Source organism: Pseudomonas sp. NFR16 (genome assembly GCF_900108875.1).
Taxonomy (GTDB): domain Bacteria; phylum Pseudomonadota; class Gammaproteobacteria; order Pseudomonadales; family Pseudomonadaceae; genus Aquipseudomonas.
The window spans coordinates 1729387-1743860 of sequence record NZ_FNYJ01000001.1 but is presented as its reverse complement, the minus strand read 5'-3'; the positions used below and the strand labels follow the sequence as shown (position 1 = coordinate 1743860).

14 protein-coding genes are annotated in these 14474 nt (G+C 60.9%); 5 read left to right on the top strand and 9 right to left on the bottom strand.

The features are described 5' to 3' along the window. Positions 1 to 335: 335 nt before the first annotated feature. Positions 336 to 683 carry a hypothetical protein gene (locus BMZ10_RS07745; RefSeq protein WP_093459400.1) on the top strand — a complete coding sequence of 116 codons (348 nt, stop codon included), beginning with the start codon at positions 336 to 338 and terminating at the stop codon, positions 681 to 683. Between the two features lie 308 nt (positions 684 to 991). Here BMZ10_RS07745 and BMZ10_RS07740 read toward each other — a convergent pair whose 3' ends face one another. The 7 genes from BMZ10_RS07740 to BMZ10_RS07710 all read right to left on the bottom strand — a co-directional run bounded on the left by BMZ10_RS07740 (position 992) and on the right by BMZ10_RS07710 (position 8590). Next, on the bottom strand, positions 992 to 2008 hold the full coding sequence (locus BMZ10_RS07740) for a transporter (protein ID WP_093459399.1): 1017 nt from the start codon (positions 2006 to 2008) through the stop codon (positions 992 to 994). A gap of 249 nt (positions 2009 to 2257) precedes the next feature. Further along, positions 2258 to 3079, bottom strand: coding sequence for an aldo/keto reductase (locus BMZ10_RS07735; protein WP_093459398.1), 822 nt, complete (start codon positions 3077 to 3079; stop codon positions 2258 to 2260). Positions 3080 to 3458: 379 nt separating this feature from the next. After that, positions 3459 to 4883 carry an efflux transporter outer membrane subunit gene (locus BMZ10_RS07730; RefSeq protein WP_093459397.1) on the bottom strand — a complete coding sequence of 475 codons (1425 nt, stop codon included), beginning with the start codon at positions 4881 to 4883 and terminating at the stop codon, positions 3459 to 3461. Next, the gene (locus BMZ10_RS07725; protein ID WP_256214398.1) at positions 4880 to 5839 is read right to left on the bottom strand and encodes an efflux RND transporter periplasmic adaptor subunit; all 960 of its coding nucleotides are present in this window, start codon (positions 5837 to 5839) and stop codon (positions 4880 to 4882) included. The genes BMZ10_RS07730 and BMZ10_RS07725 overlap by 4 nt, the downstream gene beginning before the upstream one ends. After that, a complete protein-coding gene (locus tag BMZ10_RS07720; RefSeq protein WP_093459396.1) occupies positions 5836 to 6045 on the bottom strand; it encodes a DUF1656 domain-containing protein in 210 nt (69 codons plus the stop codon). Before BMZ10_RS07720 ends, BMZ10_RS07725 begins: the two co-directional genes overlap by 4 nt. Continuing rightward, on the bottom strand, positions 6042 to 8132 hold the full coding sequence (locus tag BMZ10_RS07715; protein WP_093460145.1) for an FUSC family protein: 2091 nt from the start codon (positions 8130 to 8132) through the stop codon (positions 6042 to 6044). Before BMZ10_RS07715 ends, BMZ10_RS07720 begins: the two co-directional genes overlap by 4 nt. Before the next feature lie 5 nt (positions 8133 to 8137). After that, positions 8138 to 8590: a MarR family winged helix-turn-helix transcriptional regulator gene (locus BMZ10_RS07710; RefSeq protein WP_093459395.1), complete on the bottom strand. Its 453-nt coding sequence runs from the start codon at positions 8588 to 8590 to the stop codon at positions 8138 to 8140. A 527-nt stretch (positions 8591 to 9117) separates the two neighbouring features. On the opposite strand from BMZ10_RS07710, the gene BMZ10_RS07705 reads away from it, so the two are divergent. Then, positions 9118 to 9786, top strand: a complete 669-nt coding sequence (locus BMZ10_RS07705; RefSeq protein ID WP_093459394.1) for a polysaccharide lyase family 7 protein — start codon at positions 9118 to 9120, stop codon at positions 9784 to 9786. A gap of 14 nt (positions 9787 to 9800) precedes the next feature. Here BMZ10_RS07705 and BMZ10_RS07700 read toward each other — a convergent pair whose 3' ends face one another. Next, positions 9801 to 11192, bottom strand: coding sequence for a heavy metal sensor histidine kinase (locus tag BMZ10_RS07700; RefSeq protein ID WP_093459393.1), 1392 nt, complete (start codon positions 11190 to 11192; stop codon positions 9801 to 9803). Then, complete coding sequence (locus tag BMZ10_RS07695; RefSeq protein ID WP_093459392.1) at positions 11165 to 11860, bottom strand: heavy metal response regulator transcription factor; 696 nt, start codon at positions 11858 to 11860, stop codon at positions 11165 to 11167. The genes BMZ10_RS07700 and BMZ10_RS07695 overlap by 28 nt, the downstream gene beginning before the upstream one ends. A gap of 296 nt (positions 11861 to 12156) precedes the next feature. On the opposite strand from BMZ10_RS07695, the gene BMZ10_RS07690 reads away from it, so the two are divergent. The 3 genes from BMZ10_RS07690 (at position 12157) to BMZ10_RS07680 (ending at position 14314) form a co-directional block, all read left to right on the top strand. Further along, positions 12157 to 12762 carry a hypothetical protein gene (locus tag BMZ10_RS07690; protein ID WP_093460142.1) on the top strand — a complete coding sequence of 202 codons (606 nt, stop codon included), beginning with the start codon at positions 12157 to 12159 and terminating at the stop codon, positions 12760 to 12762. Positions 12763 to 12927: 165 nt separating this feature from the next. Continuing rightward, complete coding sequence (locus tag BMZ10_RS07685) at positions 12928 to 13551, top strand: cytochrome b/b6 domain-containing protein (RefSeq protein WP_093459391.1); 624 nt, start codon at positions 12928 to 12930, stop codon at positions 13549 to 13551. Next, positions 13544 to 14314 carry a molybdopterin-dependent oxidoreductase gene (locus BMZ10_RS07680; protein ID WP_093459390.1) on the top strand — a complete coding sequence of 257 codons (771 nt, stop codon included), beginning with the start codon at positions 13544 to 13546 and terminating at the stop codon, positions 14312 to 14314. Before BMZ10_RS07685 ends, BMZ10_RS07680 begins: the two co-directional genes overlap by 8 nt. Positions 14315 to 14474: the final 160 nt, after the last annotated feature.

The following is a 14474-nucleotide window of genomic DNA, read 5'->3' as shown; positions in this document are numbered from 1 at the left end:
AAGATACATGGCTGGAGGCTTCTGATTTTCCTCACCTCGCTGCCTTCGATCCGGATGCTGTGTTGCCTGGGGGGTCGGCCGTGAATGACCGATAATACGGAACTACTGTTCAGTTCAACATAAAACAGAGCGTACAGCGCGACGCCCGCGCCGATGTACTGCAATCCCTTGAACAGTCGTTAATGATCTTCGTTTTCGCTTTAACCGTTATCTCACAGTGAGAGGTCGACCGTCCCTGGAGGACAGAAGAGGTGCATATGACCAACGATACGCCTGGGTAAGCTGAACGCTTGACTCTAATCTCTGAAATTAACTACAGATCAAGGAATACGATGATGAGCGCAGATGATAAACGGCCGCGTATGGATTGGCCTCACTTAACTGGTACGAAAACGGGTGAGAAGATTTCGCTGAAGCAACCGATCGAGATGATTATGTACGGGCGCTATAACGATCTTCATAATTATTATTTTTGGCTTGTCAATGATGCCGGCGAGACCTGTTCAGGCCCTGTGAAGTCAATGACCTTTATCCCCGAGGACAAACTTTGGCAAACCTACCTGTCTAATAAGCAAAGATTTAACGGCAAAGCCTCTTCAGGAGACACGGTCACCGTGATGTTTGACGCGTCGGCCGCAGGGGGTAAATACTCTCATAAGGGTCAGACGTACGTAATCGAGTAAGGATTAGCTCAACAAAGTACCCATGTGGCTGTTAGCTCTTATGGCTGCTCAGGAATGACCTGACTTCCCGGCTCTTGCATAACTGAGCCGGGGCGTCAGTGTGATCTCGTCTCACGCCACTCAATCATTCAACTCCTGGACACGGCCAGCGCCGGCAATTGGGGTGTCGGACGCTACCAGCGCCATGACTGCCAGGATCCTTGGCTCACTGGTCAATGGGTGTAGGGGAACAGGCTAACGCCATTGAGGCAGGGTCGTCACCCAACTGTCTCTCAAGCCGGGTGATCAGGTTCTTCAACGATATCCTTTCAATAATCACGGCTCTTACGAAACGCCCAGCGTCCGGCGATAAACGTAAAGGTTGCAACCAACGCTACGAGTACCCAGAAGCCGTGGGGATCACCCGCCAAGGGAATGCCCCCGACATTCATCCCGAAGAAACCAGCCACGATATTGATGGGCAACGCCAGCACCGTGACGACGGTCAAGGTAAAGAGCGTACGGCTGCTTTGCTCGTTGAGGTTGGCGGCGATTTCCTCTTGCAGCAATTTGATCCGTTCGCCGAGGGCAGTGAGGTCGCTGATCACCAGCGCCGATTCTTCGGTGGATTGCCGCAATTCCTGCAAATCCTCTTCCATCAGCCATTTGGGCGGGCGGTGTAACAGGCGCATCAGTGAGCCAGGTTCCAGGGCCAGCAGGCGCTGCAATCGCACCAGTACGCGGCGCATGGCACCCAGCTCGGTGCGGTTGTTACTCAAGCGCTGGGAGAGTAATTGGTCTTCGATCTTGTCGACGCTGATGCTGGTTTTGCGCATGAACTGCGCCAGCACTTCGCTTTGATCGCGCAGCAGATGCGCCAGCAGCTCGAGGGGCGAGCGGAAGGTTTCGCCTTGCTTGACTGACGATCGCAATCTGTCCACCGAACGCAGTGGGTGGTGCCGCGCGGAGATCATCAGGTTGCTGCGCACGCACACCCACAACGTGGCGATGTCGGTGGAGACGCGATTGAAATCGAAGACCACATCGTTGACCACGGCCAGAAGGGCGGAGTCGACGTGTTCGATACGGGTCGACCTCGAACCCTCATGCAGCGCCTCGAGGAATTCATCCGGCAATTCCAGATGGGTCTTCAACCAGCGTTCGCAGCTGGCGTGAGCAAGGTTCAAGTGCAGCCAGACGAACTCGCCCGGTTCGCTGGGATTGTGCAAAAACTCAAGCGCCGTGGCCGAATCGATCTCGCGACCGGGCTCGTCCGGTCTGAAACGAAATCCATACAGCAGACCAAAAATGTCAGAGTCCTGATGACGGGCAATGCTTGGATTCATGCGGGCTCACAGACGAGGAGTGCCCAACGGGCAGCAGGGTCGAAAGCCGCATCATCGCAAGGGTTTTTGACAGTTCTGTGACAGTTTGTAAGGGGTTGTGGCTGTTCGTGGGAGCTTGGCGTGTCCCGCGATCGGCGACGAAGTTCTCGGCAGCCCACACGCCGCGGTGTATCCGGCAGCAACAGGTGCAGCCATTAACGACGGGTTCGCCGCCGATCGCGGGACAGGCCACGCTCTCACAGGTGGCTGCTAGACCATCGACAGCGGCGTCTTGCGCAGCGGCGCCGGCCAGGACGAGTCGATCAGCAGCTCATCCTCAATGCTCAGGTCGATCTGCGCCGCCTCGGCATTGATTCGAAGGTGGAGCGGGTCGACGGCTTTCGGGATGGCAATGACGCCGTCCTGACGCAACACCCACGCCAGGCTGATCTGGGCGGGCGTGGCGTCATGGCGATCGGCGACCTCGAGGATGGCCGGGTTGGACAGCAAATCCCCGGCCTGGCCGATCGGGCAGTAAGCCATCAGCGGCATCGCGACGTTTTGCATCCATGGCAACAGGTCGTATTCGATACCTCGTTCTTGCGGGTTATAGAGCACTTGATTGGTCGCGCAGGCGGCGTTGTTCAGATCCAGCAGGTCGGAGACGTCGAAGTTGGAAACGCCCCAGCGCCCGATCTTGCCTGCCTCACGCAGACGTTCGAACGCCTCGACGGTTTCTTCCAGCGGGTAGGAGCCCGGCCAGTGCAGCAAGTAGAGATCGATGAAGTCGGTCTTCATGCGCTGCAGGCTGCGTTCGCATGCGGCGGGGATGCCGTTGCGACTGGCGTTGTGGGGATAGACCTTGCTCACCAGCACGACCTGGTCACGCTTGCCGGCGATGGCCTGGCCGACGACTTCTTCGGCGCCGCCTTCGCCATACATTTCGGCGGTGTCGATCAGCGTCAGGCCCAGATCGATACCGGTTTGCAGGGCCTCCACTTCGGCTTGTCGCTGATGGCGATCTTCGCCCATTCGCCAGGTGCCCTGACCGATGACGGGAACGGTTTTGTCTGCCAGTTGAAGCGTGCGCATGGGAGGCCTCGTGCCGATGATGACTGCGTGTGTATAGAGAACTCAGGCAGTGCAAGCGGGCAGGGGTTCAATCTCAAGAACGTGACGACCGACGCATTCCCGGCTAAAGCCGGTCCTACAAGGGGCACACGGTCTGTCAGTAGGACCGGTTTCAGCCGGGAAGAGGCTGGTGTGAACGCCACCGATCTTGCGATACGACGACCGACGCATTCCCGGCTAAAGCCGGTCCTACAAGGGGCACACGGTCTGTCAGTAGGACCGGTTTCAGCCGGGAAGAGGCTGGTGTGAACGCCACCGATCTTGCGGTGCGACGACCGACGCGTTCCCGGCTAAAGCCGGTCCTGTGGTGGGTTTGGCGGCCAGTGTCACGGGTTACACATCATTTATGGGTGTTCTCCCATCCGCCGCCGAGGGCCAGGAACAGGTCGATCTGACTCATGGCAACCTGCGTGTTGGCCGCAGCCAGTTGCGCGGTGACATCGGTGTAGGTGCGCGTTGCCTGCAAGTCTGCGAGGAAGGACTCACGGCCGGCAAGGAAGAAACGGTGGGTCTGATCCGCTGCCTGACGCGCCGACTCTTCCGCCTCGGCCAGCGCGTCGCGGCGTTCCAGCAGCGAGGTGTATTGCGACAGACCGGTCTGTGCTTCGCGAATGGCGTTGAGCACCACGCCGTCGAAATGCGCGAGCGCGGCCTGATTCGACGCTTCGGCCATGTGAATGCGCGCACGGGCGCCGTTGGACGGAATGGTCCAGTTGATCACGCCGCCAAAGCCCCAGCGGTTGGTCGATGGATCGCCCAGTTCGTCGAGAATACCGACGGTGCCCACCGTCGCGCCGATGCTGATGTCCGGGTACAACTCGCCGGTGGCCACGCCGATGGCCGCCGTGGACATCGCCAGCCGGCGCTCGGCCTGACGCACATCAGGGCGACGCTTGAGCAGAGCGGCGCCATCGCCGACCGGCATGACCTGCCCGATATGAGGCAGCTCTGCGCACTCGGAAACGCCTTTGGGCAGTTGATCGAGCGGCCGCGCGAGCAGCATCGACAGGCGATACAGGCCAGCCTGTCGCGCCGCCTGATAACGCGGCAGTTCGGCACGCAGGGATTTGAACTGGGTCTGCGAGCGGGTCACCTGGGTTTCATCGCCACGTCCGGCGTCGCGCAGGCGCTGGGTCAGGTTGACGCTCTGCTGCTGCAGATCCAGCGATTGCAGGGCGATATCGCGTTCTTCGTTGGCGGCGCAGATTTGCGTGTACGACCGCACGACATCGGCCACCAGCGTGATACGCGCAGTGTCGGCAGCGGCCTGCGCCGCGTCGGTGTTGGCTTGCGCGGCTTCGATACCGCGTTGCAGCACGCCGAACAGGTCGAACTGATAAGAGGTGGTCAGCCCCACGTCACCGATGTTCGCCACCGGCACCTTCTCGGGCAACAGGAATGCTTGCCCGGCTTCCTGCAGGCGTTGCGCGCCAGCCTTGGCGGAGTTGGTGAAACCGCCGGCCTCCTGCGCTTCGTTGGTCTGATAGCGCGCCCGCTGCAGGTTCGCCGCGGCCACGCGTAAATCGGTACTGGACGCCAGCGCCTGACTGACCAGCGCGTCGAGTCGGGGGTCGTTGTACAACTTCCACCAGTCGGCCGGCACGGGCGCCGACACCACATTCGCCGATTCGCCGGCCAGGTCGCCCTGCAGATCGGCGCGATTGACCGCCGCGTCTTTGGGCAACTGGTAATCCGGACCGACCACGGTACAGGCCGACAGCAATAAGCCCAGGCCCGCTGTCAGCAGGCGCGCGCTGTGTTTCATTTGCTCGCTCCATTATCGGTGGACGGCGCATGGCCGACGGCGGGAGAACTGGCTGGCGCGTCAGTGCTGCGGACGCCCACTGCGTCGCCGTCGGCATCGATGATTGACACGGTGGCGGTACGCCCGGCAATCATGCGGAAATCTGCCGGCACTTCATCGAAGGCAATGCGCACCGGAATCCGTTGCGCCAGACGCACCCAGCTGAACGCCGGATTGACGTTGGGCAAAAGGTTGGAGCCGCTGCTGCGGTCGCGGTCTTCGATACCGGCGACGATGCTCACGACGTGACCACGCAGGCGGGCGTTGTCGCCGATCACCCGGATGTCGACGCCGGAACCGATGTGAATCCCGTCCAGCTTGGTCTCTTCGAAATAGCCGTCGATGTGGAACGAGTTGCTGTCCACCACCGAGAGCACCGGACGCCCTGCGCTGACGAACTCGCGGTCGCGTGGCGCGCGGTCGTTCAGGTAACCGTCGACGGGGCTGCGGATGACCGAACGATCCAGGTTCAACTGCGCTGCATCGACCGCCACTTGCGCCTCGTTCAGCGCCGACAGCGCTCGGGCTTCCCGAGACTGGCTTTCTTCCAGTTGCTCGCGCGCGACCAGATTGCCCAGGCCACGGTTACGCTTGTTCTCGCGCTGCGCCTGTTCCCAGGTCTCCTTGCGCTCGGCCACGGTGGCCTGAGCCTGACGCAGCGCCAGGCGGAAGCGGTCCTGGTCGATGGTGAACAGCAACTGGCCTTTTTTCACGGGCTGGTTGTCGCTGACCGCGACCTTTTCGATCAGCCCGGACACGTCCGGCGCGATCTGGATCACGTCGGCCCGGATATGACCGTCCCGGGTCCAGGGCGCGTACATGTAATACATCACCATGCGCCAGACGACGACGGCGGCGAGAATGACGACCAGCAGGGTCAGGACCACGCGGCCCAGAGTCAGCAGAGGTTTTTTCATTTCATCAAGTATCGACTGAGGGTATCCACGACGCCGAGCAGCAAAGCGTATAGACCGACGTTGAACAAAGCCCGGTGCCAGACCAGGCGGTAGAAGTGGGCACGCGACAGCAAGGCGTGAACCACCAGAAAAATCACATATGCGATGCCCATCAGCACCAGAAATGTGGGCAGGAAAATCCCGCTGATATCCAGATCACCGATCACAGTGGCGCTCCATCGATGCCATACGGCGGTTGTTCTTCCTGCTCGGCGAGCACGTCGACGATCTCCACGCCCGGCAACAGCGCCAGACGCAGGCCGCTGAGCGCATGCAGCAGGTGCAGACGCGACTCGTCATCGCCCATCCATTCGTAACTCAGCGAGCGGCGGGCGCGGTCCATCGTCATCAACAGACCTTTGGGCGCCGGCAAACGCTCGCGCGCCTTGAGGCAGGCCCGGAAATAGCCGCCGACCTCGGTGGCGACCTGCCGCAGCAACTGGCGTGGCACCGCGTTGACCCGAGGCATGTAGGCCAGCAGGTCGAGCATGTTCAATGCCACTCGCACTTCGCGCAGGGCGACAGTGGTGTCCTGCGCCGTTATCGCCAGACGCGGCAGGTGCTGCATCAGGCGGTCCAGCATGCGCACGCCCATCTGCCGGTGTTCGGCCAGGGTGGCTTCCTCGCTGAGCGAAACGATGTCGCCCCAGCTGAAACGGGTCAGGCGCTTGGCCGCCACCTCGGTGCCGAACGGCCTGACAATCAGGGTCCAGACAAATGCAAACGCGAGTCCCACCGGCCCGGCCAGGTTGGAGTTGACGAAATTGAGGAAGTCCGCGTCGTAGGCGCTTTGGATGCTGATGAACGATGAGGTGTTGACGATCGTCAGCAGCGTGCCGAGGTAAAACTTCGGCTGTACGGTGAGCGTGCCCACACAGATGAACGGCACCGCGAACGCCAGCACCAGCATCGGAAAATCATGCAGGTTGGGCAGCACCACGAACAGGTACAGGCTGGCGAAAATCACCGACATCAGCGTCCAGAAGAAGAAGCGGTAGATCTGCGGCGCCGGGTCGTCCATGGCCGCAAAGAAGCTGCAGGACACCGCCGCCAGCGCAACCGCGCTCGCGCCATCCTGCCAGCCGAGCAAAATCCACAGCACCGAAGCGACGAGAATGGCACTGACCGAGGTGGCCACCGAATACAGCATCATGCCCCGATCCAGGAATGGCGACAGGCGCCCCAGACGCCAATGCCGGTACACCGCGCGCCAGGGGGTGTGATCATCGGTGCGGATGGCGTGTTGCAGCGTGCGGCAGTCCTGCCACAGGTCGATCCACTCGCGCAGCCGGTAGAGCGCGTTGGACAGCAGCAGTTGACGGCGATCGTCGAGCTGAGCGGCGGTAGGTTGCAGCCGATCGAGTTCATCGTGCAGCGCCTGCCAGTAGTGGATGGGCGCACCGTCGACGGTTTTTTCCACCCAGTCGCGGCATTCGATCAGCAAGGGCGCGAGGCCAGCCACCAGTTCAGGGGTGCGACGTTCCAGTGCCCAGAGCGCATCGTCGAGGGCGTCGATCACCGGCAGCAAGTGGATCATCCGGCCGCGCAGCTCTTTGGCGTTGCGTAACGTCTGGCGGTGAGTACCTTCATACGGCAGCTGGCCGATCATCAGTTCCAGGCTGTTGAACGTCGCGACCATGGATGTGCGCAGGCCGCCCACCGCTTCGGGCGTGGCGCCGCGTGAAAGAAACAGGTCGCTGTAGGTCGAGGCGTCCTTGAACCACTTGCCGATGGAATCGACCAGCACCGGCGCCAGACGGCGCGGCCAGAACATCGCTCCCACCACTGCCGCGCAGACAATGCCGAGAAGGATTTCTTCGGTGCGCGATACCGCGATGTCGAACACCGCCTGAGGGTTGTCGACCACCGGAAACGAGATCAGCGGCATGGTGTAACCGGCCAGCATCAGCGCGTAGCTGTTGGCCGTGCGCAGGTGCAGCGAGAGGAACAGCAGGGTGCCCGTCCACAGCGCGATCACAAGTGCCAGCAGAAAGGGCGTCTGCACGAACAGCGGCACGATCAGCACCGACGCGGCCGCACCGAGAAAGGTGCCGGCGGCGCGGTACAACGCCTTGGAGCTGGTGGGCGCGACGAATGGGCTGGAGACGATGTACACCGTTGCCATCGCCCAGTAAGGACGCGGCAGTTCGAAGACAAGCGCGATGTACAGCGCAAGCATCGATGCGACGAAGGTGCGGATGCCGTAAAACCAGTCGCGGGCAGGCGGTACGCCGGTGAAAAAGCCTTTAAACAGGTCGTTCAAGATGATAGCTCCGGGGCCATCGGGGTTGCCATCGCAATGGCTTTGAAGACGCGCAAGGTGGCTTCCAGATCGGCCGGCTCGACGCTGCCGAACACGTCGCGGCGCAGGCGGATCAATTCGCTTTCGATGGCGTCCGACAGCGCGCGGCCTTCCGGTGTCAGGCTCAGGGATTTGGCGCGGCGGTCGGTCGGATCCTCGGTGCGTTGCACCAGGCCGGCCTTGCCCAATTGGTCGAGCAGACGCACCAGCGAAGGGCTTTCCAGACCGCACGCCTGGGCAACCGTCACCTGCCTGACACCTTCACCCAGCCGCGCGATCATCAGCAACGGACCGGCGCAGGCTTCGGACACGCCATAGTTCATCAGCGTGGTCTGGCAGACCCGGCGCCATTGGCGAGAGGCTGCAACGACGCCGCCGGTGATGTGCATTTGCAGTGAATCTAGAGTCATGGGAGGTGCCACTGGAGTAGGTTCGTTCGAAACGGTTTGGTTAGGCAGTGAATGATTAGTCTCTGTATTATTAGGTTGCTAACTATTAATATCCGGTAACAAAAGGTTTTCGTCAACTGAAAAATGGGTCGAAGAGCGCGGTGGTGAGTCAGACAGCAATCGTCGAAAAACCGAACTTGAAGGCTTTACCGGGATAATTTTTCGACCGTCTGTCGGCATTTAGGCATCTGTTTGAACTTTTTTTGAAAAATTCCATCCCGCTCATTCAAAAAAATGACGCCACTTAAATGGCTTGGCGCTGGCGAGTTTCGCCACGCCTGACGAACGGCATGAAAAATCGGCTGCGCCGAAATGATGGCGAGAGAGTGGCATTGATCGTTTTTTAGGCGATTTCGGCGGTTTCTTGACTGTTTCGGCTGGTTAAAGAACAACCGATTCAGCCGATAGCAAAGGCGACAGGAAACAGGGCTCAAAACCCCGTTCCAGAGACATCCCTTTGCTGTGCGCCAGCGCACCACGAGAGCCACATGATCGACCTCGCCATTTGGAATCTTTCTGTACCCGTCGGCATTCCGGCCGCTACCATCGACACGCCGAAACTGGTCTCGGGTTACAAGGATGGTTACTTCCGTTCGGGAGACACTTTGTTCTTCTGGGCACCGGTAACCGGGTCAAGGACTGACAACGCCATCTACCCACGCACCGAGCTGCGCGAAACCTTCCCCAACGGCGCTGTGCACAACTGGACTTACGGTCAGGCCGACAACTTCCTGCGGGCGGCGCTGACCGTCGATCAGGTGCCGTCGTCGGGCAAGATCGTCATCGGGCAGATTCATTGCTATGGCAGTACCGAGCCGCTGATCAAGCTCGAGTACCAGTACAAAGAGAAGACCAAGACGGGCAACATCGTCGCCAAGTTCCGTCTGACGCCGACCTCGGAGCCTGCGGTGATCCAGATCGCGACCGGCGTGCTGCTCAAGGAGCGCTTCACCTACACCATCCACTTGACGCCGACGGGCTCGCTGACCGTCAACGCCCACGACATGCAATGGAGCGCGAAGCTGGACGCGAGCTGGAGCACCAGACAGCTGTATTTCAAGGCTGGCGTCTACACCCAGGACAACACCGGCTACGCCACCGAAGGCGGCGCGGCGACGTTCTACAAACTGACGGTGTCCCACGACAAGAAGGCTTGAAGACAGCGGCGAGCTCAGGCCCGGAATACCAGGGCAAAACGGATTTTGCCGTGTTCCGGCTGACTGACCTTCACCTCGCCACCATGCAACTGCATGATCGCGGTGACAATCGCCAGGCCCAGGCCGTTGGAGTCGGAGCTCTGGTGACGCGAGGCGTCGCCCCGATAGAAACGGTCGAACAATCTGCCCAGGGTCGATTCGCTCAGCACCGGCCCCTGATTTTCCACTTCAATGCGACATTCACCGCCGCCCTCGAGGACGCGGATGTCGATCACGCTGCCCTCGTCGGCATAACGAATGGCATTGGCCAGCAGATTGCTCAGCGCTCTGCGCAGCAGCAGCGGATCGGCACTCAGGCGGGCATCGCCGCAGGTATTGACGATCAGTTGCCGTTCTTCAGCCAGGCCCTCGAAATAGCCGCAGACACGCTGCAGCTCTTGCGCCATGTCCAGCGTCTGACGATTGAGCGCCGCTTGTGCGTCGTCCGCCCGCGCCAGAAACAGGATGCTTTCGACCATCCGCGAAATGCGTTCCAGTTCTTCGAGATTCGACGCCAGCAGCGCCTGGTATTCATCCGCCGTGCGCGGCTGGCGAAGGGCGACCTGGCAGTGCCCCATCAGCGACCCGACCGGTGTGCGGATCTCATGAGCCAGGTCGGCGGAAAACTGGGTCAGGCGCTGATAACCGTCTGCCAGCCGGTCCAGCATGGCGTTGTAGGCGTCGCCCAACTGTTGCAGCTCCACCGGCGTGTCGCGGTTGTCCATCCGGCTTTCCAGACGGGCCGGCGTGATCGCGGCAGCATGGCTGGCCATTCGGCGTAGCGGCCGCAGGCCTCGGCGCAACAGCACATAACCCAGCACGGCGGTGAGCACGAAGGCCAGCGCAACCGAAGACAAAATACGATTGCGGAAATTCGCCAGCGTGGCCATCTCTTTCACGGCGATGTGAGCGGCGGTGAGGTGCACGCGTCTGCCGCTGGACATCACTTCCACCGTGGCCGCGCGCATGAGGACGCCTGACGCCAGTTCGCCGCTGCGCATGTCGGCGACGCTCAACGGTGCATTGGCCGCGACCACCGGCGTCGGCGGCAACGGCGCATGCAGCGGATTGACCATGATGACCGGCGGCCTGTCCGGCTCGGTGATGATGAAAATGTCATCCTCGCTGTCGAGCATGTTCTCGAACAACTGCGGGCTGCCTTGCAGCTTGTCCAGCGTCAGGTCGTATTGCAGCAGTTTGCGGAAGTGATCGAGCCGCGCCAGCACGGCGTGATCGGTGCGGGTCATCACCGCATCTTTCATGGTTTCGTACAGGTACATGCCGGCGCTGGCAACGGCCAGCATGGCCACCACCGAAAACGCCAGGGTCGAACGCAGGGTCAGGGATGGCTGGCGTCGGGCTCGCATGGCCGCACCTCGCAGACATAACCGATGCCGCGCACGGTGTGGATGAGTTTGACCGGGTAGGGCAGGTCGATCTTGCTGCGCAGGCGTTTGATCGCGACGTCCACCACGTTGGTGTCGCTGTCGAAGTTCATGTCCCAGACTTCCGAGGCGATCTGCGCCCGGGAGAGGACGTCGCCCTCCCGCCGCACGAACAGGTGCAGCAAGGCGAACTCCTTGTTGGTCAGGGTGATGACCTGCTGCTGGCGAGTGACCCTGCGGCGCAGCAGGTCGAGTTCAAGATCGGCCAGATGATAATGATCGGCCTCGCGCACCACGCCGCGACGCAGAATCGTTCGGATACGCAGCAGCAGTTCGGTGAAGGAGAACGGTTTGACCAGATAGTCGTCGGCCCCCAGTTCCAGGCCGCGGATCCGGTCCTGCAATTGATCGCGAGCGGTGAGAAACAGCACGGGCACGTCTTGCCTGGCGCGCAGGATTTCGATGATCTGCCAGCCATCGATGCCCGGCAGCATCACATCCAGCACCAGCAGATCGTAGGCGTGCTCCAGCGCCATGTGCAGGCCGTCGGTGCCGTGCTGGGTCCAGTCCACTTTGTAGCCGGATTCGCTGAGCCCCTTCTTCAGGTACTCACCGGTTTTGGTGTCGTCTTCGATAAGCAGAATGTGCATCGTCGGTCGGGCTCGCTTCACGTCGTGGCGCTGTCACCGGCATGGCATGTCGGATCGGGGGCCTGCAACCCGGCTGCATGCCGCGTCGGATGTGGAGTGTAACCAACTGGCCGGGCGCGGCCGATTACATTTTTGTCATTGATTCGAGCGGTGATGGGGGCGTCGTGCGAATGACAAAAATGTCATCGCCCGGTCATTGTGGTGTGCCGGTTGCGGGTACAGGATGGCCTTCGTTCAACACGTCATGACCCTCCAGCACGACTCTCGAAACTGCCTCAAGGAATGTTCACATGAAGATGAAGACTGCTCTGTCCACCACGTTCGGCGTGCTCATGCTTGGCGCCGCCGTTATTGCCGCTGCCGCTGACATGCCTGTGGTCAAGCCACTGCGCGGGACAGTCGACAGTGTCGACAACAAGACCCTGAACTTCACCACCCGCTCAGGCGCTCACCAGAGCATCGGCCTGACTGACCAGACCGGCATCCGGCTGGTGTCCAAGACCGATATCGAATCGATCAAGCCTGACAGCTTCATCGGGTCTGCCGCCATCCCGCAAGCCGACGGTTCGTTGAAAGCGCTGGAAGTGACCGTGTTCGAAGCTAGCCTGAAGGGCAGCGGCGAAGGTCACTACGGTTGGCAGAATGCCGATGGCAGCACCGGCACCATGACCAACGGCACCGTGGGCAAGCTGAGCAAGGCCAACGGCCGCACGCTGAGCGTTGGCTACAAAGGCGGCGAGAAGCAACTGGTCGTGCCGCAAGACGTGCCGATCGCTTACGTTGAAGCGGGCAAGGTCGACCAGTTGGTCAAAGGCGCCAAGGTCGTGGTTTTCCCGGGTGAAGACGGCAAGACCGCCCGTGGTGTAGCGGTCGGCAAGGACGGCTTCCAGCCACCGATGTAACGTGGTCGCGGGGTGCCTGTCGCACCGCTGCGCGTCCATTGCAGGAGCGCTTGCTCGCGATTGCGGTCTGTCTGAGAAAACAGGGTTCGGACACACAGCAAGCGCGGGCAAGCGCGCTCCTGCAGGGCTCGGCTCACCACATTCATCCATGAAGAGCCTTTCAAGATGAAAAAAACCAGAATTCATCCTTGGCCCATTCGCCTGACGCACTGGATCAACGCCTTCGGCATGGTCTGCATGTTCATGAGCGGGTGGGGCATTTACAACGCCTCGCCGTTGTTCCGCTTTACCTTTCCAAAGGACTTCACCGTCGGCGGCTGGCTGGGCGGCGCACTGGCCTGGCATTTCGCGGTGATGTGGCTGTTGGTGATCAATGGCCTGATCTACGTCCTTTACAGCCTGTTCAGCAGGCACTTCAAACGGGATTTTCTGCCCGTCTCCCCGAAAGCAGTCAAACGCGATCTGCTCGACGCCCTGCGCTTTCGTCTCAAACACGAGAAGGGCGTATACAACGCCGTGCAGCGGCTGATGTATTGGCTGGTACTGGCTGCGGGTGTGTTGATCGTGGTGTCGGGACTGGCGATCTGGAAACCGATTCAACTGCAGGAATTGACCGCGTTATTCGGTGGCTATGATTTCGCCCGCTTCGTGCATTTCGCGGCGATGGCGGCGATTGGCGCATTCGTCGTGGTGCACCTGGCGTTGGTGTTGATGGTGCCGAAAACCTTGCTGCCGATGATCACCGGCGGCGTACGGCCAGTTGAAAACGGGAAGGTCGAACATGATTGAGCCGAAAAAACGCGCCATCCAGCGCGTCAGGCTGGAGCCTGCGCAGCTGAGCCAGCTGGAAAGTATTCAGCGCCGCAACTTTCTGCGAGGCGGCTTGACGGTCGGCGCCATGGCCCTGCTCACCGGTTGCAACCTGCAGGACGGCGATCAGGTGGATAAAGTCCTGTGGGCTATGTCGCGCTGGAATGACCGGGTGCAGGCCTGGCTGTTCAGCGGGCAGAAACTGGCGCCGACGTTCAAGAAGGAGCAGATCAGAAACCCGTTCCCGTTCAACGCGTTCTATTCCGAAGACGATATTCCGGATCTGGACGTGGCGGACTGGAAGCTGGGTGTGTCGGGGCTGGTGCGGGACAAGGCGCCATGGACGCTGGATGGCTTGCGCAAATTGCCGCAGCGCAGTGACATCACGCGACTGATCTGCGTAGAGGGCTGGAGCGCGATCGGGCAGTGGGGCGGCGTACCGCTCAAAACGTTCCTTGAGCATGTGGGCGCGGACACGACGGCGAAGTTCGTCGGGTTCAAGTGCGCTGACCGGTATTACTCGAGCCTGGACATGCCGACAGCATTGCATCCACAGACGTTGCTGGCGCTGGATTTCGGCGAGGTGGCTTTGCCGCCGGATTACGGTTATCCGCTGCGGGTGAGGGTGCCGACCAAATTGGGGTTCAAGAATCCGAAGCACATCGTCGAGATTTTCGTGACCAACGATTATCCGGGCGGGTACTGGGAGGATCAGGGGTATAACTGGTTCAGCGGGATTTGAGGTTGTTTCGCGCCGTCGCTGCGCTGCGGCCCTCCCTGCCGCGCAATCCCTGTAGGCAAGGCGTCATGTGTCGCGCAATCCTGTAGGACCGGCTTCAGCCGGGAAGACGTCGTGTATCACACCGCAATGGCCGCGGTGTTCAACAGATCTGTTCCCGGCT

What these genes read in the sequence shown, in the direction of transcription:
- BMZ10_RS07705 (WP_093459394.1), top strand. Translation starts at nt 9,118, where the DNA reads ATGATCGACCTCGCCATTTGGAATCTTTCTGTACCCGTCGGCATTCCG.
- BMZ10_RS07685 (WP_093459391.1), top strand. Translation starts at nt 12,928, where the DNA reads ATGAAAAAAACCAGAATTCATCCTTGGCCCATTCGCCTGACGCACTGG.
- BMZ10_RS07710 (WP_093459395.1), bottom strand. Translation starts at nt 8,590, where the DNA reads ATGACTCTAGATTCACTGCAAATGCACATCACCGGCGGCGTCGTTGCA.
- BMZ10_RS07690 (WP_093460142.1), top strand. Translation starts at nt 12,157, where the DNA reads ATGAAGACTGCTCTGTCCACCACGTTCGGCGTGCTCATGCTTGGCGCC.
- BMZ10_RS07700 (WP_093459393.1), bottom strand. Translation starts at nt 11,192, where the DNA reads ATGCGAGCCCGACGCCAGCCATCCCTGACCCTGCGTTCGACCCTGGCG.
- BMZ10_RS07730 (WP_093459397.1), bottom strand. Translation starts at nt 4,883, where the DNA reads ATGAAACACAGCGCGCGCCTGCTGACAGCGGGCCTGGGCTTATTGCTG.
- BMZ10_RS07680 (WP_093459390.1), top strand. Translation starts at nt 13,544, where the DNA reads ATGATTGAGCCGAAAAAACGCGCCATCCAGCGCGTCAGGCTGGAGCCT.
- BMZ10_RS07725 (WP_256214398.1), bottom strand. Translation starts at nt 5,839, where the DNA reads ATGAAAAAACCTCTGCTGACTCTGGGCCGCGTGGTCCTGACCCTGCTG.
- BMZ10_RS07735 (WP_093459398.1), bottom strand. Translation starts at nt 3,079, where the DNA reads ATGCGCACGCTTCAACTGGCAGACAAAACCGTTCCCGTCATCGGTCAG.
- BMZ10_RS07745 (WP_093459400.1), top strand. Translation starts at nt 336, where the DNA reads ATGAGCGCAGATGATAAACGGCCGCGTATGGATTGGCCTCACTTAACT.
- BMZ10_RS07695 (WP_093459392.1), bottom strand. Translation starts at nt 11,860, where the DNA reads ATGCACATTCTGCTTATCGAAGACGACACCAAAACCGGTGAGTACCTG.
- BMZ10_RS07740 (WP_093459399.1), bottom strand. Translation starts at nt 2,008, where the DNA reads ATGAATCCAAGCATTGCCCGTCATCAGGACTCTGACATTTTTGGTCTG.